The 24,033-nt window shown below is 70.3% G+C and carries 20 protein-coding genes and 1 tRNA gene; 7 read left to right on the top strand and 14 right to left on the bottom strand.

The genetic code is table 11. From position 1 onward, the window contains the following. The first annotated feature begins 42 nt into the window (after positions 1-42). From AW274_RS32290 to AW274_RS32280, 3 genes are all read left to right on the top strand, one after another. Complete coding sequence (locus tag AW274_RS32290) at positions 43-1,020, top strand: SGNH/GDSL hydrolase family protein (RefSeq protein WP_062440415.1); 978 nt, start codon at positions 43-45, stop codon at positions 1,018-1,020. 49 nt (positions 1,021-1,069) lie between these two features. Continuing rightward, positions 1,070-2,410 carry an outer membrane protein assembly factor BamB family protein gene (locus AW274_RS32285; protein ID WP_232320576.1) on the top strand — a complete coding sequence of 447 codons (1,341 nt, stop codon included), beginning with the start codon at positions 1,070-1,072 and terminating at the stop codon, positions 2,408-2,410. Between the two features lie 107 nt (positions 2,411-2,517). Further along, positions 2,518-3,738, top strand: coding sequence for an acetyl-CoA C-acetyltransferase (locus AW274_RS32280; protein WP_062440410.1), 1,221 nt, complete (start codon positions 2,518-2,520; stop codon positions 3,736-3,738). On the opposite strand, the gene AW274_RS32275 is transcribed toward AW274_RS32280, so the two are convergent. From AW274_RS32275 to AW274_RS32260, 4 genes are all read right to left on the bottom strand, one after another. Continuing rightward, positions 3,735-4,145: a PPOX class F420-dependent oxidoreductase gene (locus AW274_RS32275; RefSeq protein ID WP_062440408.1), complete on the bottom strand. Its 411-nt coding sequence runs from the start codon at positions 4,143-4,145 to the stop codon at positions 3,735-3,737. The two genes, AW274_RS32280 and AW274_RS32275, sit on opposite strands and share 4 nt — an antisense overlap. A 53-nt stretch (positions 4,146-4,198) precedes the next feature. Further along, positions 4,199-4,426, bottom strand: a complete 228-nt coding sequence (locus AW274_RS32270; RefSeq protein WP_062440405.1) for a DUF4287 domain-containing protein — start codon at positions 4,424-4,426, stop codon at positions 4,199-4,201. Positions 4,427-4,593: 167 nt separating this feature from the next. Continuing rightward, positions 4,594-5,388, bottom strand: coding sequence for a Bax inhibitor-1/YccA family protein (locus AW274_RS32265; RefSeq protein ID WP_062440401.1), 795 nt, complete (start codon positions 5,386-5,388; stop codon positions 4,594-4,596). Positions 5,389-5,474: 86 nt separating this feature from the next. Next, entirely contained in the window at positions 5,475-7,379 is a 1,905-nt protein-coding gene (locus AW274_RS32260; protein ID WP_062440398.1) for a glycoside hydrolase family 15 protein, read from the bottom strand. Positions 7,380-7,563: 184 nt separating this feature from the next. Between AW274_RS32260 and AW274_RS32255 the strand changes: the two genes are divergently transcribed. Both AW274_RS32255 and AW274_RS32250 read left to right on the top strand, forming a co-directional pair. Further along, positions 7,564-8,520, top strand: a complete 957-nt coding sequence (locus AW274_RS32255) for a DUF418 domain-containing protein (RefSeq protein ID WP_062440395.1) — start codon at positions 7,564-7,566, stop codon at positions 8,518-8,520. Beyond that, complete coding sequence (locus tag AW274_RS32250) at positions 8,517-9,791, top strand: ATP-binding protein (protein ID WP_062440392.1); 1,275 nt, start codon at positions 8,517-8,519, stop codon at positions 9,789-9,791. The genes AW274_RS32255 and AW274_RS32250 overlap by 4 nt, the downstream gene beginning before the upstream one ends. Positions 9,792-10,610: 819 nt before the next feature. On the opposite strand, the gene AW274_RS32245 is transcribed toward AW274_RS32250, so the two are convergent. The 3 genes from AW274_RS32245 to AW274_RS32235 form a co-directional block, all read right to left on the bottom strand. Continuing rightward, positions 10,611-10,683 (bottom strand) — tRNA-Leu (locus AW274_RS32245). Positions 10,684-10,886: 203 nt separating this feature from the next. Further along, positions 10,887-12,203, bottom strand: a complete 1,317-nt coding sequence (locus AW274_RS32240) for an NAD(P)/FAD-dependent oxidoreductase (RefSeq protein WP_062440389.1) — start codon at positions 12,201-12,203, stop codon at positions 10,887-10,889. A gap of 689 nt (positions 12,204-12,892) precedes the next feature. After that, positions 12,893-13,684, bottom strand: a complete 792-nt coding sequence (locus AW274_RS32235) for a uracil-DNA glycosylase (RefSeq protein ID WP_062440385.1) — start codon at positions 13,682-13,684, stop codon at positions 12,893-12,895. Between the two features lie 43 nt (positions 13,685-13,727). Here AW274_RS32235 and AW274_RS32230 point away from each other — a divergent pair, with 43 nt between their 5' ends. Beyond that, positions 13,728-14,912 carry a cytochrome P450 family protein gene (locus AW274_RS32230; RefSeq protein ID WP_232320570.1) on the top strand — a complete coding sequence of 395 codons (1,185 nt, stop codon included), beginning with the start codon at positions 13,728-13,730 and terminating at the stop codon, positions 14,910-14,912. An 8-nt stretch (positions 14,913-14,920) separates the two neighbouring features. Then, a complete protein-coding gene (locus tag AW274_RS32225; RefSeq protein WP_062440376.1) occupies positions 14,921-15,349 on the top strand; it encodes a hypothetical protein in 429 nt (142 codons plus the stop codon). 6 nt (positions 15,350-15,355) lie between these two features. Here AW274_RS32225 and AW274_RS32220 read toward each other — a convergent pair whose 3' ends face one another. From AW274_RS32220 to mfd, 7 genes are all read right to left on the bottom strand, one after another. After that, positions 15,356-16,246 (bottom strand): Ppx/GppA phosphatase family protein, encoded by an 891-nt coding sequence (locus AW274_RS32220; protein ID WP_062440372.1) that lies wholly within the window; start codon positions 16,244-16,246, stop codon positions 15,356-15,358. Between the two features lie 291 nt (positions 16,247-16,537). Further along, on the bottom strand, positions 16,538-17,038 hold the full coding sequence (locus AW274_RS32215; RefSeq protein ID WP_062440369.1) for a DUF501 domain-containing protein: 501 nt from the start codon (positions 17,036-17,038) through the stop codon (positions 16,538-16,540). Continuing rightward, positions 17,039-17,434 (bottom strand): FtsB family cell division protein, encoded by a 396-nt coding sequence (locus AW274_RS32210; protein ID WP_062440365.1) that lies wholly within the window; start codon positions 17,432-17,434, stop codon positions 17,039-17,041. A 60-nt stretch (positions 17,435-17,494) separates the two neighbouring features. After that, positions 17,495-18,772, bottom strand: a complete 1,278-nt coding sequence (gene eno, locus AW274_RS32205) for a phosphopyruvate hydratase (protein WP_062440362.1) — start codon at positions 18,770-18,772, stop codon at positions 17,495-17,497. A gap of 51 nt (positions 18,773-18,823) precedes the next feature. Next, positions 18,824-19,795 (bottom strand): nucleoside triphosphate pyrophosphohydrolase, encoded by a 972-nt coding sequence (locus tag AW274_RS32200; protein ID WP_062440358.1) that lies wholly within the window; start codon positions 19,793-19,795, stop codon positions 18,824-18,826. 3 nt (positions 19,796-19,798) lie between these two features. Then, positions 19,799-20,404 carry a SurA N-terminal domain-containing protein gene (locus tag AW274_RS32195; RefSeq protein WP_062440353.1) on the bottom strand — a complete coding sequence of 202 codons (606 nt, stop codon included), beginning with the start codon at positions 20,402-20,404 and terminating at the stop codon, positions 19,799-19,801. A gap of 36 nt (positions 20,405-20,440) precedes the next feature. Beyond that, complete coding sequence (mfd, locus tag AW274_RS32190) at positions 20,441-23,923, bottom strand: transcription-repair coupling factor (RefSeq protein ID WP_062440350.1); 3,483 nt, start codon at positions 23,921-23,923, stop codon at positions 20,441-20,443. Positions 23,924-24,033 lie beyond the last annotated feature (110 nt).

Raw genomic sequence — 24,033 nt, 5'->3', positions numbered from 1 at the left:
CTCGGCTAGTTTTCACCTCACACCGTATAGGGGGTTGGGCCGGTGATCTGGACTCCGGGTGCGGCGCGGGCCGCCAGGCGCATCGCGACGGCGGCGGCGCTGGGCGGGGGCGGCGTGACCGCTCTCGGCGCGGCGACCTACGCGCTCCTGCTGGCCGAGGGCGTGCTCGCCCGCCGCCTCGTCGGCCGCCCGGTCTCCGAGGACGGCCCGCCCTCCGACGGCCTCTACGGCGACGGGACCGGCGAGCCGATCTCCATGGTGGTGCTCGGCGACTCGACCTCGGTCGGCCTCGGCATGACCGACCCGATGGACACCCCGGGCGTGAACCTGGCCCTCGGCCTGGCGTCGCTGGCCGAGCGGCCGGTCCGGCTGACCGTCGTCGGCCGGTCGGGCGCCATCTCCCGCGACCTCGACGCCCAGGTCGACCGCGCCCTCGACGCCCGCCCCGACCTCGCGGTCGTCTTCATCGGCGCCAACGACGTCACCACCCAGACCCGCCCGGCCACGGCGGTGCGCCACCTCCAGGACGCCGTGCGGCGGCTGCGCGAGTCGGGCGCGCAGGTGGTCGTGGGCACCTGCCCCGATCTCGGCACGGTCCGGCCGATCGCCCAGCCGTTGCGCTGGGTGACACGCCGGTGGAGCCGTCAGCTCGCCGCGGCGCAGACCATCGCGGTGATCGAGGCGGGCGGGCGCACCGTCAGCTTCGCCGACCTGCTCGGACCTTCGTTCATGACAAATCCGGCAGAGATGTTCGGACCCGATCGATTCCATCCAAGTGCCCGAGGCTACCTACAGGCCGCTTACACAGTGCTACCTTCTGTATGCGCCGCGCTCGACCTGTGGCCAGAGCCCTCCCCCGAGCGCGTCGAAGGCTCGCAATACCTTCTGGCGGCGATGGCCGTTGAGGAACCCGGAACCGAGGTCACCGCGACCCGCGTCGCAGGCCGGGCGGTCGGTCCCCACGGACGGTGGGCCATGCTGCTCCGCCGCAGGCGTGACGTGGTGTCTCCGCACACCTAGATCCGGTCACCCTCGGCGTCCGGGCCGTCACCCCCTGGAGGAGTGAATCTTGATACGGCCCCATGCCCTCGCGCTCGCCCTGCTCACCTGTGGAGCCCTGGCCGCCTGCTCGGGCAGTGACGCCGCCATCGCCCCCGCCGACTTCCCGACCTGGAACAACACCCAGGTCAACGTGGTCAGCCGGACCACCATGGGCGCCGGGGTGGCCGCTCTGACGTCGATGCGGGCCGATGGAAGCCTGGAGACCGTGGCCGTCGAGCTGACCAGCGGAAAGAAGCTCTGGGCCCAGCCCGCGACGATGGCCGGGCGGCTGCCCGGCATGGGGGTGCAGGCCCCCGCCACGGTCGAGACCGCCCCCGGCCAGGGGGTCGTGGTCGCGCTCGACCCGGCCAAGCAGGGCCGCTGGAACGCGACCCTGATCGCGCGCGACGCGCGTACCGGAAAGCAGCTCTGGACCCGGCCGGTCCACTCGACGTTCGGGCCGCAGCGCTGCGGGGCGTACGTCTGCATGTCGGAGCACACCGCCCTGGCCAACGCGCGCATGATCGTGCTCGACCCGAAGACCGGCAAGGTCGTGTGGAAGATGCCCGGCATCGCCGAGGTCGAGTGGTCCGACGACAAGCACGTCGTCATCCTGCGCCTGGCGGCCGACCCGGTCGTGGAGGCCTACTCGCTGAAGGACGGCACGCCCCTGTGGCAGCAGCCGGTGCAGGCGGCCCTCGGGAACGGGGTCGACCTGTCGGGCGGCTGGGCGTTCGGGGTGTCGGGCGACCGGCTGGTGGGCTACATCGCGCCGTACACGCACCCGAAGACCGGGAAGACCTCCACGTTCGGGATGTTCTCGATCCGGCTGGCCGACGGGGTGATCGACTGGGTGCGGCCGTCGGTGGTGCGGGTCTACCCGAGCGGCAACCCGGCGGTGTCGCCGGTGGTGCGGCCGGTCGACGGCCAGGGCACCTACGGCGGGTTCGCCCGCCTCGACGGGCAGAGCGGCCGGGTGATGGGGCAGATCACCGCCACCCAGGTGCCGGGTTCGGGCTGGTGGCTGGCGTTCCCGCAGGCGATGAACACGCTCGGCTTCCTCAAGCACAACGCCCCCGGCTCGGCCTTCGACCTGTCGAGCGGCCAGGCCACCCAGGTCAAGGGCATCCGCAGCTGGTCGTTCTGCGTGACCGACCCGCAGCCGCTGGGCAAGGCCGCCGCCGGGTTCTACTCGGTCGCCTCGCTCTGCGAGTTCGACCTGTCCACCGGCAAGCGCACCACCGACGCGGGCGCCCCGCCGGCCTGGTTCACCGGCGCCCAGAACGGCTGGCGCCTGTGGCGCGACGAGAAGGGCGCCCTCCACGGCGTCAAGGACGCCACCACGACCCTGCCGGGAATGTACGGCTGAGTTGTGCAACAGTACAAAGTTCTGTTTTCTGGCACCCTGCCGCCGAATTCCGGAATACCAGGTAGTAGCCTCCGGGGAGAGGTCCGCCGTCACACTGGAGAGCCCCCATGCCTGAGGCAGTCATCGTCGCGACCGCCCGCTCCCCCATCGGCCGCGCCAACAAGGGATCGCTCAAGGAGATCCGCGCCGACGACCTGACCGTCCAGATGGTCACGGCGGCGCTGGCGAAGGTGCCGCAGCTCGACCCGCACGAGATCGACGACCTGCTGCTGGGCACCGGCCAGCCGGCCGGCGAGCAGGGCTTCAACCTGGCCCGGGTGGTGACCGTGCTGCTCGGGCTCGACGGGGTGCCGGGCACCACCGTCAACCGCTACTGCTCCTCCTCGCTCCAGACCACCCGCATGGCCTTCCACGCGATCAAGGCGGGCGAGGGCGACGTGTTCGTCTCGGCCGGCGTCGAGTGCGTCTCGCGGTTCGTCAAGGGCGCCGCCGACTCGTGGCCCGACACCCGCAACAGCCGTTTCCTCGACGCCAAGGCGCGCACCGAGGCCGCCGCCGCGGGCGGCACGCCCCCGTGGCACGACCCGCGCGACGACGGCGACGTGCCCGACATCTACATGGCGATGGGCCAGACCGCCGAGAACGTCGCCTCCTCCCGGGGCATCACCCGCCGCGAGCAGGACGAGTTCGGCGTACGGTCGCAGAACCTGGCCGAGAAGGCCCTGGCCAACGGGTTCTGGGAGACCGACATCACGCCGGTCACACTGCCCGACGGCACCGTCGTCAGCAAGGACGACGGCCCCCGCGCGGGCACCACCTACGAGGCGGTCTCGCAGCTCAAGCCGGTCTTCCGCCCCGACGGCACGGTCACCGCGGGCAACTGCTGCCCCCTCAACGACGGCGCCGCCGCCGTGGTGATCATGAGTGACGTGAAGGCCGCCCAGCTCGGCATCACCCCGCTGGCCCGGATCGTGTCGACCGGCGTGACCGGCCTGTCGCCCGAGATCATGGGCCTCGGCCCGGTCGAGGCGTCGAAGAAGGCGCTGGCCAAGGCCGGCATGGCGATCGGCGACGTCGACCTGGTGGAGATCAACGAGGCGTTCGCGGCCCAGGTGATCCCGTCGTACCGGGACCTCGGCATCGACCTCGACCGGCTCAACGTGAACGGCGGCGCCATCGCCGTCGGCCACCCCTTCGGGATGACCGGGGCGCGCATCACCTCGACGCTGCTGAACAGCCTGCGTTTCCACGACAAGACCATCGGCCTGGAGACGATGTGCGTCGGCGGCGGCCAGGGCATGGCGATGGTCGTGGAGCGGCTCTCCTAACCGTGGAAGTCGGGACCGGCCCTGGTGACGGTGACGCGCATGATCACCCGCCGGTCCCGCTCCATCGCGGCGCGGTAGTCGTCCCAGTCGGGGTGCTCGCCGCTGATGCGCCGGTAGTAGTCGACCAGCGGCTCCATCGCCTCGGGCAGCGAGACCACGTCGGCGGTGCCCTCGATCTGCAGCCACTGGCCGTAGAACGCGTCGGTCATGACGGTGAGCACGACCTCGGGGTTGTGCCGCACGTTCCGGGTCTTGACCGCGGTCTCGCGGCTGCTGATCACGACGTGGTCATCGGCGTCGACCCCGACCGTGACGGGTGACGACTGGATGCGGCCGTCGGCGTGGCGAGTGATCAGAACGGCGCGGTGGTTGGCCCGGACGAACTCCAGGGCCTTGCTGATGTCCATGGACACAATGATGCGCCCGCGCCGGAGGGGGCGCGGGCGCGGAAGACCGGGCTTTAGAACAGGTGGCCGCGTCGGCGTCGCTCGTGCTCCAGCACGATGGCGGCGGCGTAGCCGTGGGTCAGCCCGTGTTCGTCGGCGAGCCAGTTGGCACGCTCGTCGCAGCGAGAGAACGACGGACCGTTGTCGATGGCTTGAAACCACTCGGGGAGTTCGCGTCCGGTGATCGTGGGGACGCGGGCGATGAGCTTTGTTTGGGTCTCCGGTGAGTGGTTCAACGACATAAGCACCTCCACGGATAAGGCTCTTTGAGTCGACACTGCCTCACGGCCAGGGGCTTGACAAGACCCAACAGACATCTCTTCGTTACGAATTGTTGATCTTTTGTTCCTCGCCGTACAACGGAAAACGCCCCCGGCCGGAAGCCGGGGGCGTGCTTTCCGTCGTTCGATCAGTCGTCGCCGGAGAAGTACGACAGCAGACGCAGGACCTCGAGGTAGATCCACACGATGCTGAGCATCAGGCCGAAGACGAGCAGCCAGGACGTGCGCTCGGGAGCGCCAGCCTGGACCGCGTGGTTGATCTCGTCGAAGTCGAGCAGCAGGAAGAACATGCCCAGCAGGATCATGGCGGCGCTGAACACGATCGCCAGGGTCCCGCCCGAGCGCAGGCCCAGCCCGCCGGGCACCCAGATGCCGACGAGCATGTTGACCAGGATCAGGCCGATGGCGCCGACGGCGGCGCCGATCACGAACTTCGCGAACTTCGGCGTGGGCCGGAAGATGTTCAGCGCGTAGACCGACAGGACGCCCAGGACGGCCATCATGGTGCCGACGATCGCCTGGAGGACGATGCCGTTACCGAACCTGGCCGCGAAGATCAGGCTGATCCCGGCCAGCGCGACGCCTTCGAGCACCGCGTAGGTCAGGATGAGCGCCGGGTTGGTGCTCTGCTTGAACGTGATGACGAGGCCCAGGATCAGCGCGGCGATGACCGCCACGATCGCGATCCCGATCGGGACCTCCATCACCCAGGCCACGCCCGCGGACGCCAGCAGCGTGCCGAGGACGATGAAGCCCTTCATGACGACGTCGTCCATCGTCAACGTGCGGCCCACGGGGGTGGGCGGCGCGTAGGACGGCTGGTTGTACATGTCCTGCAGGTGCTGGGGGCTCGGCGTCGGCCCCGACCACTGTCCTTGGCCGACCGGGCCACGCCGACTGAAAATCGGGTTTCTGCTCTCCACCGTGCCTCCACGATGCGGATTTAATGATCAGCTATCTCGCCATGGTCCCGTGGAGTCAGTGACCCCGCAAGACCAAGGGATGGTTCTCACCGCCTCCTCAACGAGTGATCCGCTGGAGAAGTTCCGGGGTGGTGATGGTGGTTTTCCGCACGGATGATGTGAATGATCGCGTTGATCAGCGCGAGGTGGGTGAACGCCTGCGGGAAGTTCCCCAGCTGCCGTCCGCTGACCGGGTCGATCTCCTCGGCGTAGAGGCCGAGCGAGCTGGCGAACGAGAGCAGCTTCTCGCACAGCCGCCGGGCCCGCTGGAGCTCCCCGATCTCCGCCAGGGCGCTGACCAGCCAGAACGAGCAGATCGTGAAGGTGCCCTCCTCGCCCGCCAGGCCGTCGTCGGTCTCCTTGGTGCGGTACCGCAGCACCAGGTCGTCGACCGTCAGGTCGTCGGCGATGGCCAGCACGGTCGCCCGCACGCGCGGGTCGTCGGCCGGCAGGAACCGGACCAGCGGGATCAGCAGCAGCGAGGCGTCGAGCGCGTCGGTGGCGTAGTGCTGCCGGAAGATGCCGTTCTCGCTGACGCCGTTGGTGCAGATGTCGTCCTTGATCTCGTCGGCGACCGCCTGCCACGTCTCGGCCAGCTCGGGCTCGCCGCGCAGTTCGGCCAGCCGGGCGCCCCGGTCCATGGCCACCCAGCACATGACCTTGGACGAGGTGAAGTGCTGCGGCTCGCCGCGCACCTCCCAGATGCCCCGGTCGGGCTCGCGCCAGTGCTTCATCGCGGCCTCGACCTGCCGGACCAGGATCGGCCAGATCCGGTCGTCGAGCCGGTCGCGCGACTTGATGTGGATGTAGAAGGAGTCGAGGACCGCGCCCCAGACGTCGTTCTGCCGGTGGTCGAACGCGCCGTTGCCGATGCGGACGGGCTTGGCGCCCTCGTAGCCCTCCAGATGGTCGAGGATGCGTTCGGTCAGGTCGCGTTCGCCGTCGACCCCGTACATGATCTGGAGTTCCTCGTCGCGCTCGGCCACGTCGGCGATGAACCAGAAGAAGTCGTCGGCCTCCCAGTCGAAGCCGAGCGTGTAGAGGCCCCACAACGCGAACGTCGAGTCGCGCACCCAGGAGTAGCGGTAGTCCCAGTTGCGCTCGCCGCCCGGGGTCTCCGGCAGCGAGGTCGTCGCCGCCGCGACCAGCGCGCCCGTCGGGGCGAACGTGAGCCCCTTCAGGGTCAGGGCGCTGCGCTCCAGGTAACCGCGCCACGGGTGGTCGGGGATGTCGCCGCGGGCCAGCCAGTGCTGCCAGTGGTGCGCGGTCCAGACGAGCCTCTTGTACGCGTCCTCGAAGGTGTAGGGGGGTTCGTGCTCGGTCCAGGAGAGCGCGACGAAGCGCGTCTCCCCTTCTTTGATGAGGGTGCGCGCCATGGCGCGACCCGCCTCGAAACCCAGCCGCATGTCGGTGGTGAGCCTCAGCCTGAGGTCACTGCCCTCTGCGGTCGCCAGTCCCTGGTGGTAACCCCTGCCGGTGTATGACCAGTTCACGGGCTTACGGCCGTAGTCGAGGACCGGTTCGCAGTCCAGTGTGATCTGCAGTTCCCCCGACACGCAGCGCACGGTCCGGAGCAGGACGTGGTCGCTGTCGTAGTCGGTGGGGGCCCTCCGGTGGGTGTGGGAGAGCTCGTTCTCGTGGTGCCAGGGGCCCATGAGCAGGACGTCCCTGACGATGATCCAGCCCTGGGGGGTGCCCCAGGAGGTCTCCAGGACCATCGTGCCCGGGAGATATCGGCGGGCGGCCGGCACGAACGTGTCGGCCGGGCCCAGCCGGAACCGCCCCGCGCCCCGGTCGAGCACCGCGCCGAAAACCGACGGGGAGTCGAGCCGTGGCAGGCAGAGCCATTCGATGTTTCCGCTGCTCGCGACCAGTGCGGTCACTTCGCAGTCGGACAGGAAGCCGTAATCCGCGATAGGGGGAAAGGGGGAAGATCCGTGAAGCGTGTCCATGTTCCACCCGTCCGATCGCCGTACCGTGTTCCGAGCCACGATACGCCGCGATCATCGCCAACAAGATCATTTCTCGCCGACTCGCGGCAGGTTCGCCCGCTCGGCCGAAAGGACGAGCCGGGCGAAAGGGATCTGGCCGTTCGGGTCAGGTTCCGGGCCGCCGCCGTGACCAGACTTCAGCGACATGTCACGGCAATCCCCCCGGCCACGCATCGTGGCTCTCGACGTGATCCGCGGCTTCGCGCTCTGCGGGATCCTCGTCGCCAACGTCAGGCCCATCGCCACCACGGTCGGGCTGCTGCCCCCCGACGGCGCGCCGCCCACCACCGCCGACCTGTGGCTCGGGCTGCTGGTCGACCACCGTTTCTTCCCCATCTTCTCACTGCTGTTCGGCATGGGCTTCTGGCTCCTCTACGAGTCGGCCGGCACCCGGGTCGTGCTGCTGCGGCGGTTGCTGGCGCTGCTCGTGCTCGGGCTGGCCCATCGGCTGCTCTGGGACGGCGACATCCTGGCGATCTACGCCGTCGCCGGGCTGGCCGTCCTGCTGCCGTCGACGTGGTTGCCCCGATCTGTGTCCGCCGCGCTGTCGGCGGTGGCGCTGGGGCTGGCGCTGTTCTTCGGCGGCGGGATCCTCGTGGTCCCCGGCCTGTTCCTGCTCGGGTCGGCGCTGGTCCGCTACGGGGTGGCCGACCGGCTGGATTCGTCCACGAAGGTTCCGGCGATCGTCGGCGGGGCGGCGCTGGTGCCGGCCGTCGTGCTGGGGCGTCTGCAGACCTCCGACGCCCAGCTGTTCACGGCCGCCGGGCTGGCCGCCGCCGTCGTCTACGTCTGCCTGTTCCTGGTGCTGCTGCGCAGCCCCCTCCGGGGGTTCCTGTACGCCCTGTTCGCGCCCCTCGGCCGGATGGCGCTGACCAACTACCTCACGGCGACGCTGCTCGTTTTGGCGCTGCGGCCCCTGGTCGGCGGCACGGCCGAGAGCTGGTCGACGGGCACGGTGCTGGGCATCGCCGGGGGTGTCCTGGCCGTCCAGTGGGTGTGGTCGACCTGGTGGCTGCGGCGTTTCCGGCAGGGACCGGTCGAACACCTGTGGCGGCTGGTCACCTATCCGCGACGGGCCCGGCGGGGTGATGATCAGGTGTGAGGTTACGGGGTGTCAACTGGTTCCTGTGCGCCTTCATCGCGGGCCTGCTCGCCGTGAAGGGAGCTCTCGGGGGATTTCTGGAAGGCGACTGGGTCGACGGGTGGACCGCGGTCGGGACGGGCGCGTTCGTGGTGGCGGTCGGAGTCGCGTTGCGGGGCAGGCGACGGCCCGCGGACCTCGCGCCGCCGCCCAGCCGGGTGATCCCGCTCCTGCCGCTGCGGGAGACCGCCCGGTTCGGCAGGTCGCTCGTCGACCCGGTCTCCTGCTCGGTGCCCTTCGTCGGCCGGGAAGAGGAGATGGCCCGGCTCGGCGCCTGGCTCGACGATCCCGACGGCGATCGGCTGATGGTCGTGGCGGGCCCGCCCGGGGTGGGCAAGTCGCGGCTGATGATCGAGTTCGCCCGGACCCGCGAGCGTGAATGGACGTGCGGCCGGCTCGCGCCCGGACCCAGCCGGGGCCTGATCACGCGGCTGGCGGCGATCGGGCAGCCCACCCTGATCCTGGTCGACGAGGCCGACCTGCGCGACGACGTGCCGCTCCTGCTGGCCGCCCTCCGCGAGCACCAGGGCCGGCAGCCGATCCGGGTGATCGCGGAGGCGCGGCGTCCCGGCGGGCTGGAGGCCCCGTTCGGCCCGGTGATCCGGGTGGCCGACCCCGACGACCTCGGCCGGTGCTTCACGCTGGCCGTCGACGAGTTCGAGGGCGAGGCGCCCGACGAGGCGCCCGAACTCACCGGACCCGTCTTCGACGTCATCGATCGCGCCCGGCTGGCGGCCCGCCCCCACGCGGTCCCCCTGCCGATGAGAAAGGGGGACGACGTCGTGGTGGAGTTGCTGGTGGGAGCGCGGCCGGAGATCCTCCAGCGGCTCGCCACGCCGGCCGACCGGCCCCGGGGCGGCATAGTGCCCGGGTGGGTGATGGGCGAGCCGCTGCGGCCCGTCCTCGTCGCCGCGCGGGTGCTCGCGGCGGCGCGGCCGGGCGTCATCGACGCGATCACCCGTGACCTGTCGTGGCAGGACGCCCGGCGGGCGTTGTGGTGGCTCGGCATCGTCGCCGACGAGTCGCCGGAGGCCGCGGCGGCGTTCCTGCGGCTGGCCGCCTCACACGACCTGCTGCTGCCCCGGGCGGTCTGCTGCCTGGTCGGAGACGGGCTGGCCGAGCCGCTGGCGAAGCTGATCGCGGCCCGCCACTGGAACCGCGACGAGGTCGACGCGGTCGACTCCCCCGACCTGCCCGAGGCGGTCAGATCGGCGCTGGCCGCCGCAACCTGAACGGAACCTGGCAACTTTCGGCCGAGAAAGGGCCGGTCACCAAAGTGACGGATGTTACCTGACGGTTCTCCGACGAACTTGAGGGAAACTTTACCGCTTTCCGGGAACCGGCCCGGAGCCCCTCTACATGGGGCCGACTCACACCCTTTCCCCGAGCCGCCGCAAATGGTCTCCGAAGATCACCGCGACCCCCAAGACCGCCTCCCACCTGCGAAAACTGGCGCGTCGGCACGTCATGTCCCATTGAGAACGAAATCGAGAAGGCTCGGTCGCGGCGCTTTTCGCGTATATGAAAGCTGGTGAGATCGGCCTTTGTCTTCGATCCGGGCTTCGCCGATGACCATTCACCGGAGATTCACCCTTCCGCCGCCACGAGAATGGCCACTACCGCCGTGCCCGCGAAACAGCGTCCACGATCCCGCGACAACCAGCCCATTCCTGATCAGGGATTTATCGGCCGGGCCTTGGCGGCGTTCTCCGGTTTCCACCACTGACCAAAAGGGAGAGGCCGACATTCGGGCACGGAATGGGATTCTCCCCTCAAGGCAAGGCACCGCCAGGCGGTCGGAGCCGGGCCCGCCGCCGCCCCTCCACCGGTCCCCCTGACCCGGCCACCCTCAGACGGCCGCCCCGGCACCCCGATCAGGCGTGCCCGACGGGGATCCCGGCTTGACGGGGGCACTGACAACCCGCTCCCGGGGCACCCCGGACGATCATCGTCGCAGGTCAGTTCCGGCACCCCGAAACGGCCATCCTGGAATCACAACGGCCCGCGACCGCATTTCTGCTGGTCACGGGCCGAATTACGCCACCAAACGGTGCCCCCGGCGGGACTCGAACCCGCACTAAAGCCCTTTTAAGGGGCTTGCCTCTGCCATTGGGCTACGGGGGCGCCGCGATCATACGTCACGGAGCGCACAACTGTAACTGGTGAGACCTTACGCCGCATCCCCCGTACGATCCATCAAACTGGGCGGCAATACAGTAGCAGGGAGAATGGCTGGCGAAACGGGATGAAACACTCTCGCCTACCAATGTGATAACGGCCCGCGCCTGATGGTAGGCGCGGGCCGTTAACAAAGGGAGATGCCGGGGTTACCCGGCGGCAGCGGCTCTGAACTGGTCGCGGGGGTGCTCGATCTCACCGAGCGACACGGTCTCCCGGCGGAAGAACAGCGAGAGGGTCCAGTCGGCCATGACGCGGACCTTCCGGTTGGTGGTCGGCACCCGCGACAGGTGGTAGGTCCGGTGCATGAACCACGCGGGCCAGCCGCGCAGCTTGACTCCGTAGACGTTCGCGACGCCCTTGTGCAGGCCCAGTCCGGCGACCGAGCCGACGTACTTGTGCTTGTAGTCCCTGAGCGGACGGCCGCGCAGGTAGGCGGTGATGTTGTCGCCGAGGACCTTGGCCTGGCGGACGGCGTGCTGGGCGTTGGGCGCGCAGTACTCCCCAGGGTGGGTGAGGTCGGGCACGCCCGCCACGTCGCCGGCCGCGAAGGCGCCCTCGACGCCGCTGACGGTCAGCTGGGTGGTGGTCTTGATCCGGCCGCGCTCGTCGAGCGGAAGGTCACCCGAGAGCACGATGGGGGCGGCCTTGACGCCGGCCGTCCAGACGACGGTCGCCGCCTCGAAGGAGTCGCCGTCGCTGGTCTCGACCTGCCCGCCGACGACCGAGTTCAGCCGGGTCGACATCTTCAGCTCGATGCCGCGCTCACGCAGCTGCTCGGCGGTCCAGGTCCCCATCTCGGGCCCGACCTCGGGCAGGATGCGGTCGGTCGCCTCGATCAGCACCCACCGCAGGTCGCCCTTCTTGATCGACGGGTAGTAGGAGATCGCGTCGTCGGTCATGTCCTGCAGCTCGGCCAGCGCCTCGATCCCGGCGAACCCGCCGCCGACCACGACGAAGGTGAGCGCCCGGCGCCGCACGTCCTCGTCGTCGGCCGACTCGGCCCGGTCGAGCAGCGCCAGCACCCGGTTGCGCAGCGCGATGGCCTCCCCGACCGACTTGAACCCGATGGCCGCGTCGGCGAGCCCCGGGATCGGCAGCGTGCGCGAGACCGACCCGGCCGCCATGACCACGACGTCGTAACCGATCTCGCGGGGCTCGCCCACGATCGGCTCGAAGGTCAGCTCCCGCTGCTCGTGGTTGACCTTGGCGACCTTGCCGTTGAGAATCCGGATCTTCGGCAGCACCCGGCGCAGCGGCGCGACGACGTGCCGCGGCGAGATGCTCCCCGCCGCCGCCTCCGGCAGGAACGGCTGGTAGGTCATGTAGGACTGCGGGTCGATGAGGGTGATCCGGACCGATCCGTTCCGCAGTTCGCGACGGAGGGTGCGCTGGAGCCGCAGGCCGGTGTACATGCCCACGTATCCACCGCCAACGATGACGATGTGCTTCGACGTGCGGTCCATCACGGATGCCCTTCGTGTGTGCCGGTCGCTTGTGAAAGCATTCACAAGCTACCTGAACAACACCCGGCGAAGCCAATCCCTTCCCAAGGGAACTTGACCGAACTTTCCAGATCAAGAATTTTCGGTACGACTTGACGTGCGAACTTTGCCCGAATTTTCGAACGTGACCGACTTCACACATGTGAAGCAATTCACAAGCCTGGTGACCTGGGAGAACGCGAAGGCGCTCCAAGGCCGCGAGCGCCCGCGTCCACCAACCGAGACGACATCGGCTGGGCGGGGGCACATGGCCGGAAATATCCGGCGATCGAGAGGCTCCCGGGCGGTTCCGTCGGGCGGAGATCAGGGCCTCACGGTCGACACGCCTGCTGCGGCAGTGCCCATATCCCGAAATTTCCGGCGCCCTCTAGGCTGTCGGGCGGAGAGCGGGCGACCTCATGGTCGGCACGCCTACCGCAGCATCGCGGAGTGCCCGGAGCCGGAAATATCCTGCGTTCTCTAGGCTCTATGGCGGTTCCGTCGGGCGGCGAGCAGGCGATCACCCGGTCGACACGCCTGCTGCGGCAGTGCCCATAGCCCGAAATATCCGGTGCGGAGCGCCGGATGCTGGGTGAAGCTCCTCTGGAGGGCTGTCGCACACCGGCCACCGGACACCCCTCCCCCTGCGAGCAGTGGATCGTCAGGAGCTTTCACAGGGCGGCGGCGCGGGTGAAGATCGCGTCCAGCATCGTCTCCGTCACTCGGCCGGTGAAGGTGTTCTGCTGGCTGGGGTGGTAGCAGCCGATCAACGTCGTCTCCCCCTGGGCGGGGGTCGGTGGGGTCAGGGGCACTTCCACCCCGTGGCCGAACGCGGGGCGGGGGGTCGGCAGGCCGTAGCCCGTGGCCTTCAGGGCCAGCCAGATCGCCTGCCAAGCGAAACCTCCCAGCGCCACCACGACGCGGGGGCGTACAAGACGGAGCTCCTGGAGTAGCCACGGGAAGCAGTTGTCGCGCTCCTCCGGGGTCGGTTTGTTGGCGGGAGGCGCGCAGCGGACGGCGGCGACCATGCGGGCGCCGATCAGGCGTTGGCCGTCGCCCGCGTGGACGCTCGTCGGTTGGGCGGCCAGGCCCGTGCGATAGAGGGAGGCGAAGAGCCAGTCGCCGCTTCGGTCGCCGGTGAAGATGCGGCCGGTGCGGTTGCCTCCGTGGGCGGCGGGGGCCAGGCCGACGATCAGGACCTTCGGGTCGTCGTCGCCCCAGCCGGCGATGGGGCGACCCCAGTAGGTCTCGGTCTGGTACGCCCGTCGTTTCACGTCGGCCACCTCCTCCCGCCAGGTCACCAGCCTCGGGCAGGCGCGGCAGACCGACTGGCGGGCGGTCAGCTCAGCCAAGGACGGGCTGTGCGCGGCCAGGTCGGCCACCTCCGCTGGCGTGGTCGCGACGGGGGTCGAGGGCGTGGCCGGGTCGTCCGGCCAGCCGGTGCCGGGAGGTACGAAACTCATGGCCCCAAGCGTGCCAGCGGAGGCGGCGGGGAAGGACAACGCCGTGTCCCTCCCTCCGCTTTTCGGGCCCGCCTTCGACGCCGACCCCTATCCGGCCTACGACTGGCTGCGGCGCAACGCCCCGGTCGTCAAGGTGCCGCTGCCGGGCTGCGAGGCCTGGCTGATCACCCGTTACGCCGATGCGGTGACCGCGCTGACCCATCCGGCGCTCGCCAAGGACCCGGCGCTGGGTTCGCCCGAATGGTTCCGGGCGCAGCTCGGTCTGCCGCTCGACCACCGTTCTTCGCTGGCGCGGCACATGCTGAACGCCGACTCGCCCGACCATCCCCGGCTGCGCCGCCTGGTCAGCGCCGCGTTCACGCCCCGGAGGGTGGCGCGGTTGCGGGCCCGGGCCGAAGACCTGACCGAGGGGCTGCTCGCGGTGATGGCCGCCAAGGACGAGGCCGACCTGGTCGCCGACCTGGCCTATCCGCTGCCGATCGCGATCATCTGCGATCTGCTGGGCGTGCCCGAGTCCGAACGGGCGGTCTTCCACCAGCTGGCCTCGGTGATCGACTCCGCGGCGGCTTCGGAGATCGACCAGATCGCGGCGGCGACCGACGGCATGGAGCGGTTCCTGGGCGACCTGGTGGCCCACAAGCGCACCCATCCGGGCGACGACCTGCTGACCGAGCTGGTGCGGCGGCCCGACATCAGCGTCGAGGAGCTGACGTCCACGGCGTTCCTGCTGCTCATCGCCGGGCACGAGACGACGGTCGCGCTGATCGGCAACGGGCTGCTGGCGTTGTTACGCAACCCCGCTCAGTTCGCCGCGCTCAAGAAGGATCCGTCGACGTTGCCCGACGTGATCGACGAGATGCTGCGTTACGACGGTCCGGTGCGCAACGCGACGTGGCGGTTCCCGACCGAGCCCGTCGTGATCGGTGGGCAGGAGATGTCGCCCGGCGAGCCGATCCTGGTGTCGCTGCTGGCGGCCAACCGCGATCCCGAGGCGTTCGACGACCCCGACGCGTTCCGTCCGGGGCGGATCGACGAGCCCCACCTGGCGTTCGGGCGGGGGCCCCACTACTGCGTGGGGGCGGCGCTGGCGAAGATCGAGGGCGAGGTCGCGATCAGCGGGGTGATCCGGCGCTTCCCCGACCTGGAGCTGGCGACCGACGATCTGGTGTGGTGGCCGAGCAACATCATGCGCGGCCTGTTCTCGCTGCCGGTGCGGCTGAACAGGTAGGGCGGCCGATGCTCCGGCGGCCCACCATCGTGCTCGTGCTCGTCGCGGCGACCGGCTGCATGGCCAAGCTCAGCGGAGAGACGGCGGTCTACCAGGGCCCGGCCGGCCCGGTGGCGCTGATCAGGTGGTGTGTGCCGCCCACGTCGGTGCGGGCGGACATCGGCGTCTTCGACGACGACTCGAACTGGCAGCCGGTGGCCCGCTACACCTCGGTGTCCCCCCTCGCCGCCGAAGGGGCCTCGCTCGACCTCGCGTCGCCCGGCCCCGCCTGGCGGCTCGACACCGGCGACCCCACGCTTTCCCCGGGCGTCGAATACAACCTCTCCGCCACGCGAGGCGACAGCGGAGGAGACATCCTGTCCACCGCGGCGCTGCCACCCGGCCGGGTGCTCACGGGGACCGCGGGCGCGGTCGGCGTTCCTGGCCGGGGACCGTGACTACTGCTAGGCGATCGACCAGGCGATGCCGTCGAGGATGTCGTGTTCGCTCACGACCACCTCGGTGAAGCCGAAGTCGCGCACGATCCGGTCGAGGATGATCGCGCCCGCGCAGATCACGTCGACGCGGCCCGGGTGCATCACCGGGATCGCGGCGCGTTCCTCGCGGGTCATCGTGAGGAGCCGTTCGGTCACCTCTTGGACGTCACCTGCGGAGATGCGCGAGTGGTGGATGCGCTCGGAGTCGTAGCGGGGCAGGCCGAGGGCGATCCCGGCGACGGTCGTCACCGAGCCGGCGAGGCCGACGAGGGTCCGGGCGTCGCTGACCGGCACCGCGTTCGCGACCACCGCCAGGGCGGCGTCGACGTCGGCGCGCATGGCGGCGAAGTCGCCGTCGTGGCGTTCGGTCAGGCGGACGCAGCCGATGTCCATCGACAGGGCGCCCTTGACCGCCGTCGAGCCGACGACGAACTCGGTCGAGCCGCCGCCGATGTCGACGACCAGATAGGGCCCCGGCGGGTCGGAAATGCCCCTTACGGCCCCGTTGAAGGAGAGGGCGGCCTCCGCGTCACCGGTCACCACTTCGGGCTCCACGCCGAAGATGGCGCGCACGCCGTCGACGAAGACGTCACGGTTCCCGGCGTCGCGGGTGGCGGAGGTCGCGACGACCCGGGTCTTCCCCGCGCCCGCGTCGAGGATCTCGGCGGCGTAGCCGCGCATCGCGGCGAAGGTGCGCTCCAGGGCCTCGGGGGCGAGCATCCCGGTCTTGTCGACGCCCTGCCCGAGCCGGACGATCTCCATCCGCCGCACGACGTCGGTGAGCGTGTCACCCTCGACGTCGGCGATGAGCAACCGGACCGAGTTGGTCCCACAGTCGATGGCGGCCACACGCGTCACTACTCAACCCACCCCATCAGCACGGCGATCAGGCCCGCCAGCATATTCGGCCCGGCAACCACGCCATCCGACGATCACCCCTCGCCGTTGGTCTCCCAATCCCCACCACGTGCCATCAGCCGTTGCGGCGGAAGCCGGAGCGGGCGGCCGGCGCCGGAGACAGGTCCGATCCGACGACGGCGGGTGGTGCCGGGGTGGGCGGAGCCGTAACGGAAAAGGAGAATCCCAAGGACGGCGCCGAGTCCCACGAGAGCTCGCGTCGCAGCAGGAAGCCGAGGTGCCAGACCTGCATCAGCAGACGCAGGGACCCTCGGACCACCATTCCGGGAGGGCGTCGAGGGCTTCGCGGCCGAACGGGTTGGTGCCCGGGGCGGCGAGTTCGTGGCCGACCAGCGCGTGGAGGCATTTGACCCGGTCGGGCATGCCGCCCGCCGTCTGGGTTCCCCGGGGAAGGGGCTCCAGGCCGTCTTCGGCGGCGGCCTTGTCGCGGCGGGCCAGGTAGTCGTCGTGGGCCGCCTGGTAGCGCGCGGCCAGGTCGGGGTCGGCGGCCAAGCGGTCGCGCATGTCCTTCATGACGCCGCCGCCCTCCAGGGTGCCGATCGCCGAGGCGGCGCGGGGGCAGGTCAGGTAGAAGGTCGTCGGGAACGGGGTTCCGTCGGGGAGGCGGGGGGAGGTCTCGACCACGTCGGGCAGGCCGCACGGGCAGCGGTGGGCGATGGCGCGCACGCCGCGGGGCGGGCGGCCCAGCTGGGCCTCTACCGCCGCCAGGTCGTCTGGACTGACCCCGGACACCTATCCCCCCATTTTCTTGCCTTGCCCCCGGTCGGCCGATTCGACCGACTGCCAGAGCGAGATGTACCACGGCGAGACGGCGGCCTTGCGCTGTCCGGCCGAGGCGGATGTCTTCGTTCCGTCGTCGAGGACCCCGTAGCAGTGGGCGCCGGGCTCGCAGAAGTGCAGTTTCTCGCGGGCCTCGCGCTTGATGTATTCGGGGTCTTCGAGTCGTTTGCGTTCCTCTTCGAGCGAGCGCAGGTCGGCCAGGGCCTTGGCCTGCTGCTGCTCCAGCTGGGTGATCTGCCGCCGCTGGGCGAGGAATTCGCGCACGGGATAGGCCAGGCTCATCGCGATCGCGCACACCACGACCGCGAGGATCGCGGCCCGGCCGGTGAGCTGCGGTCGTTTCGCCATCTGAACCCCGCTTTCGGTAGGGCCCGCGCCCGATGGGGACGCGGGCCTCACCGGTAAAACCTAGCCCTGGAAGCGCGGGAACGCCTTGCGACCCGCGTAGCGGGCGGCGTCGTCGAGAAGTTCCTCGATGCGCAGAAGCTGGTTGTACTTGGCGACGCGGTCGGAGCGGGCCGGGGCGCCGGTCTTGATCTGGCCGGCGTTGACGGCCACGGCCAGGTCGGCGATGGTGACGTCTTCGGTCTCGCCCGAGCGGTGGCTCATCATGCAGCGGTAGCCGCTGCGGTGGGCCAGGTCGACGGCGTCGAGGGTCTCGGTCAGGGTGCCGATCTGGTTGACCTTGACCAGGAGGGCGTTGGCGGTGGCGGTGTCGATGCCGCGCTGCAGCCGCTCGGGGTTGGTGACGAACAGGTCGTCGCCGACGATCTGGACCTTGCCGCCGACGGAGTCGGTCAGGGTCTTCCAGCCCGCCCAGTCCTCCTCGTCGAAGGGGTCTTCGATCGAGACCAGCGGGTAGTTGCGGACCAGGTCTTCGTAGTAGGCGGCGAGCTCGTCGGCCGACAGGCCCTTGCCGTCGATGGTGTAGACGCCGCCGTTGTGGAACTCGGTGGCGGCCACGTCGAGGGCGAGCGCGATGTCGGTGCCGGGGGTGTAGCCGGCCTTCTCGATCGCGACCAGGATCAGGTCGAGGGCGTCGCGGTTGCTGGGCAGGTTGGGGGCGAAGCCGCCCTCGTCGCCCAGGCCGGTGGCGTAGCCGCGCTCCTTGAGCACCGACTTCAGCGAGTGGTAGGTCTCGGCGCCGATGCGGACGGCCTCGGAGAACGTCTCGGCGCCGATCGGCGCGATCATGAACTCCTGGATGTCGACGTTGGAGTCGGCGTGGGCGCCGCCGTTGAGGATGTTCATCATCGGGACCGGCAGCACGTGGGCGTTGGGGCCGCCGACGTAGCGGAACAGCTGCAGGTCGGACGACTCGGCCGCGGCCTTGGCGACGGCGAGCGAGACGCCGAGGATGGCGTTGGCGCCGAGGCGGGCCTTGTTGGGCGTGCCGTCGAGGTCGATCATGACCTGGTCGATGATGCGCTGCTCTTCGGCGTCGATGCCGAGGATCTCGTCCTGGATCTCGTCGGTGACGGCCAGGACGGCCTTCTCGACGCCCTTGCCCTTGTAGCGGGAGCCGCCGTCACGGAGCTCGACCGCCTCGAACTGCCCGGTGGAGGCGCCGCTCGGGACGGCGGCCCGGCCGGTGCTGCCGTCTTCGAGCAGGACTTCGACCTCGACAGTCGGGTTACCCCGCGAATCGAGGATCTCGCGGGCGTGAACGGCCTCGATGGAAGCCACGAAGCACTCCTAAATGTCGAAAGACAGTTTGCGACAAGAGCCTATCGACGCCTACTCGCCGGTAACGCCCATCTGTCCGCCATCTGAGACGGAGTTCCGCTCCCACGCCTCGACCCTGGCCCGGTAGTCGCGGGCCGCCCGGCGCAGCGCCGCCTCGGGGTCGTCGCCGGCGTCCTGGATTTCGCGTACGAGGTCGAAAAGCCGCTGACCCGCGGAGACGGGACCGTCGGCCAGGTCGGCGGGGGCGCCCGCGCGGGCGGCGCGCCGCAGCAGCTGGGCGGCCAGGGACACGGCCGGCTGGCCCATCGGGACGCCCGACAGCGCCGACTCCGGCTCGCCCTTGGCCGCGCGTTCGGCCTTCTTGATCTCTTCCCAGTTGGCCGCGACCGTCTCGGCGCCGTCGACGCTCACGTCGGCGAACACGTGGGGGTGGCGGCGGATCAGCTTGGCCACGATCGCCTCGGCGACATCGTCGACGTCCCAGCCGTCGTCGCCGCGCTCCTGCGCGAGCCGGGCGTGGAAGACCACCTGGAACAGCAGGTCGCCGAGTTCCTCGCGGAGCCCGGCCAGGTCGCCGTTCTCGATCGTCTCGACGACCTCGTAGGACTCCTCGACCAGGTAGGGGATCAGCGACTCGTGGGTCTGCCGGCCGTCCCAGGGGCACTCGCGGCGCAGCCGGTCCATCACGGCGACCATGTCGAGCAGCCGCGCGCCGGGCAGGTCGTAGGAGCCGGGCACGACCTCGATCTCGGGCGGATCGGGCAGCGCCAGCGCCGCGTGGCCGACGGCGCGGAAGAACGCCTCGTCGCCGTCTTGCGCCGCGAGCCAGACCAGCGTCGTGGTGACCGCCTCGCGGGCGATGGCCGCCGGGTCGTCGCGGACCTCCGCGCCGGGCACGAACGGCAGCAGCGGATGGTCGGCGGAACCGGTGAAGACCTTCCCCGCCCGCAGGGCCTCCCACGCGGGAGCGCTGAGGATCCCGGGGGCGACCCGGGGCGAGGAGGTGACGACGATCAGCGGCACGCGTCAGCCCGCAGCGGCGCCGTTGGCGGCCGGCGGGGTGCCGAAACGGTCGCCCGGCAACCAGCCCTGGGCCGGGTCGAAGGCGCCGTAGCGGGGGCTGAAGTTGACCGGGATCTGGCCCGCCAGCTCGTTGATCTTCTGCTGGCCGGCGGCCATCTGCTGCTCGCCGGTGCCGCCGCCGAGCTTGGCGGCCAGCTTCTCCGAGCCGATGGAAACTTTCAGCCAGTCGCGGGCCAGCATCGGGGACACGCCGCGCTGCAGGAGGATCTGGTCGACGGCGGCCTGGCCGTTGTTGCTGGCGTAGAAGGCGTCGACCTCGCCCTCGGAGACCGTGATGCCGTTGCGCTCTTCGAGCTGGCTGAACTGGCTCACGTTGACGAGCTGGAGCAGCACGGCCTGGGTCATCGTGCCGGGAAGCTGCTGGAGCTGGTCGGGCGCGATCTTGGCCGCCTCCAGCGCCTTCTGGAACTCCGCCACGTTCTCGTCGAGCGTGGCGATGGTGATGCGGCGGTCGCCGACCGTGGCGGCGGAACCGGCCTCGATCGGCCCGCTGCACGCGGTCAGCGCCAGCCCGGCGGCGACGGCCACGGCGGCCAGTTTGAGCTTCACGGACGACCCTCCAGGTCCCAGTTGTTCGGGGCGCGCCTACTTTACTCGGTTGGGCTCCAGGAAAAGCGCCTCGACCAGGTCTCCGCACCAGCGGAGCATGTCGAGGTCGCGCAGGGGCTGCCCGCCGATCGGCTTGGTCTTCGGCACCGGCACCAGCAGGGTCTCGGTGGCCTGCTTGAGCAGCGCCTTCGGGTAGAGCCGCTGGAGCCGCACCTGCTGGGAGTCGCGCAGGCTCACCGGGGCGAACTTGATGTTGGCGCCCATCAGCTGGACGTCGGTCAGCCCCGCCTTTCGGGCCCTGATCCGGAAGCGGGCCACTTCGAGCAGGTTGTCGACCTCCTGCGGCGGGCGGCCGTAGCGGTCGGTGAGCTCGTCGCGGACGGCCGCGATGTCGTCTTCGGTGACGATCGCGGCGATGCGCTTGTAGGCCTCCAGCCGCAGCCGCTCGCTGGTGACGTAGTCGTGCGGGATGTGCGCGTTGATCGGGAGCTCGACCTTGACGTCGGGCTGCTCGGTGACCGTCTCGCCGGAGAGCTTGTTCTTCTGTTCCTGTACGGCCTCCGCCATCATCCGCACGTAGAGGTCGAAGCCCACGCCCTGGATGTGGCCCGACTGCTCGGCGCCCAGGATGTTGCCGGCGCCGCGGATCTCCAGGTCCTTCATGGCGACGTACATGCCCGCGCCCATCTCGGTGTGCTGGGCGATCGTGGCGAGGCGCTCGTGGGCGGTCTCGGTGAGCGGGTTCTCCGGCGGGTAGAGGAAGTAGGCGTAGCCGCGCTCGCGGCCCCGGCCGACGCGGCCGCGCAGCTGGTGGAGCTGCGAGAGGCCGTAGTTGTCGGCCCGGTCGACGATCAGGGTGTTGGCGTTGGGCACGTCGAGGCCCGACTCGACGATGGTGGTCGAGACGAGCACGTCGAAGTCGCGCTCCCAGAAGCCCACCATGATCTTCTCGAGCTGCTGCTCGTTCATCTGGCCGTGGGCGACCGCCACCCGCGCCTCGGGCACCAGTTCGTGGAGGCGTGCGGCGACCTTGTCGATGCTGCGCACCCGGTTGTGGACGAAGAACACCTGGCCGTCGCGCATCAGCTCGCGCCGGATGGCGGCCGCGATCTGCTTCTCGTCGTAGGGGCCGACGAAGGTCAGGATCGGGTGGCGCTCCTCGGGCGGGGTGAGGATGGTCGACATCTCGCGGATGCCGGTCAGGCCCATCTCCAGGGTTCGGGGGATCGGCGTCGCCGACATGGCCAGCACGTCGACCTGGGTGCGCAGGTGCTTCATCGCCTCCTTGTGCTCCACGCCGAACCGCTGCTCCTCGTCGACGATGATCAGGCCGAGGTCCTTGAACCGGACCTCGGGCGAGAACAGCCGGTGGGTGCCGATGACGACGTCGATGCCGCCTGCCCTGAGCCCTTCGAGGGTGTCCTTCACCTCGCCGTCGGTCTGGAAGCGGGAGATCGGCTTCACGGTCACCGGGAAGTTGGCGAACCGCTCGCCGAAGGTCGACAGGTGCTGCTGGACGAGCAGGGTGGTCGGCACCAGCACGGCGACCTGCTTGCCGTCCTGGACCGCCTTGAACGCCGCCCGCACCGCGATCTCGGTCTTGCCGTAGCCGACGTCGCCGCAGATCAGCCGGTCCATCGGGACGGCGCGCTCCATGTCGCGCTTGACCTCGTCGATGGCTTCGAGCTGGTCGCCGGTCTCGGCGTAGGGGAAGGCGTCCTCCATCTCGCGCTGCCACGGCGAGTCGGGGGCGAAGGCGTGGCCCGGGGAGGCCATGCGGGCGGAGTAGAGGCGGATCAGCTCGCCCGCGATCTCCTTGACGGCCTTCTTGGCGCGGGTCTTGGCCTTGGCCCAGTCGGCGCCGCCCATGCGGTTAAGCGTGGGCGACTCGCCGCCGACGTAGCGGGTGACCTCGTCGAGCTGGTCGGTCGGGACGTAGAGGCGGTCGCCCTTGGCGTACTCGATGACGAGGTATTCGCGGGTCGCGCCCTGGACGGTCCGCTGGACCATCTCGATGTAGCGGCCGACGCCGTGCTGCTCGTGGACGACGTGGTCGCCGATCTTGAGCTGGAGCGGGTCGACCATGTTCCGGCGCCGGCTCGGCAGCCGCCGCATGTCTTTCGTGGACGCCTTCTGCCCCACCAGGTCGAGGTGGGTCATGACGGCCAGCCCGGAGGTAACGAACCCGTGCTCCAGCCGGCCGGTGGTGACCTGCACGACGTCGCGGCCCGGCGGCTCGTCGATCGACCTGACCAGCCGGGCGGCGACGTCGACCCCCTTGAGCAGCTCGACCATACGCTCGGCGGGCCCGTGACCCTCGCTCATCAGCACGACCGAGCGCCCGGCCCCGAGCCAGCCCTTGATGTCGCCGAGGGCCCGCTGGGTGTCGCCCCGGTACGCCTCCACGTCGTGGGCCCCCAGGTCGAGGCCGTCGCCGAAGGGCGCGATCGACCACCAGGGCTGGCCGAGCTCACCGGCGTGCTCGCGCACCTCGTCGAGGGTGCGGAAGGCGGCGGCGTCGAGGTCGATCGGGGCCTCTCCCCCGGCGGCGGCGGTGATCCACGACGCCTCCAGGAACTCCTGACTGGTGCGGACGAGCTCGACCGCCCGGCCCCGGATGCGCTCGGGGTCGCAGACGAACACCCCGGCGCGCAGCGGCAGGTGGTCGATCAGCAGGTCCATGTCGCCGGCCAGCACGGGCGCGAACGCCTCCATGCCCTCGACCGGCACGCCCTCGGCCAGCGACCCGAGGATCTCCGCCAGCGCCGGATGGCGTTCGGCCAGCTCGCGGGCGCGCTCGCGGACGTCGGCGGTGAGCAGCAGCTCGCGGCACGGCGCGGCGAACAAGCCGCCCTCGGCCACTTCGAGGGAACGCTGGTCGGCGACCTTGAACCAGCGGATCTCCTCGACGGTGTCGCCCCAGAACTCCAGCCGCAGCGGGTGCTCCTCGGTCGGCGGGAACACGTCGAGCAGGCCGCCCCTGACCGCGACCTCGCCGCGCTTCTCCACCATGTCGACCCGGTGGTAGCCGTTCTCGACCAGCCGGACGACCACGTCTTCGAGGTCGGCGTCGTCGCCGGGGAGCAGGCGTACGGGCTCGAGATCGCCAAGGCCCGCCACGATGGGCTGCAGGATCGCGCGGACCGGCGCGACCACGACCCGCAGCGGCCCGGCGGTCGCGTCGCCCGCCACGGGGTGGGCGAGCCGCCGCAGGACGGCGAGCCGCTGGCCCACCGTGTCGCTGCGCGGCGACAGGCGCTCGTGCGGCAGGGTCTCCCAGGCCGGGAACACGGCCACCTGCGACTCGGGCAGCAGGCTGGTCAGGGCGGTGGCCAGGTCTTCGGCCTCGCGCCCGGTCGCGGTCACGGCGAGCACCGGACGGGTGCGCGCGACGGCGGCCACCCCGAACGGCCGCAGGGCGGTCGGCGCGATCAGATCGGCGCCGGTCACCTCCTGGCCGAGCGCCTCGGCCAGCTCTGGCTGCGCTGCGACGAGGTCGAGAAGTCCGGAAAGTGTCATGCCGCGGGCCCCCACGTGAGTTACTACAGCCGCCTGCCGGACGAGTCGACGGCACGCGGACGACCCGGCGCCTGAACGGGCCCGGGGTACCACACAAGGCTACTGTGCTC

Source organism: Herbidospora daliensis (genome assembly GCF_001570585.1).
In the GTDB taxonomy this organism is placed as follows: Bacteria; Actinomycetota; Actinomycetes; order Streptosporangiales; family Streptosporangiaceae; genus Herbidospora; species Herbidospora daliensis.
Note: the sequence above shows the minus strand (reverse complement) of the source record. Positions and strands in the feature narration are given on the sequence as shown.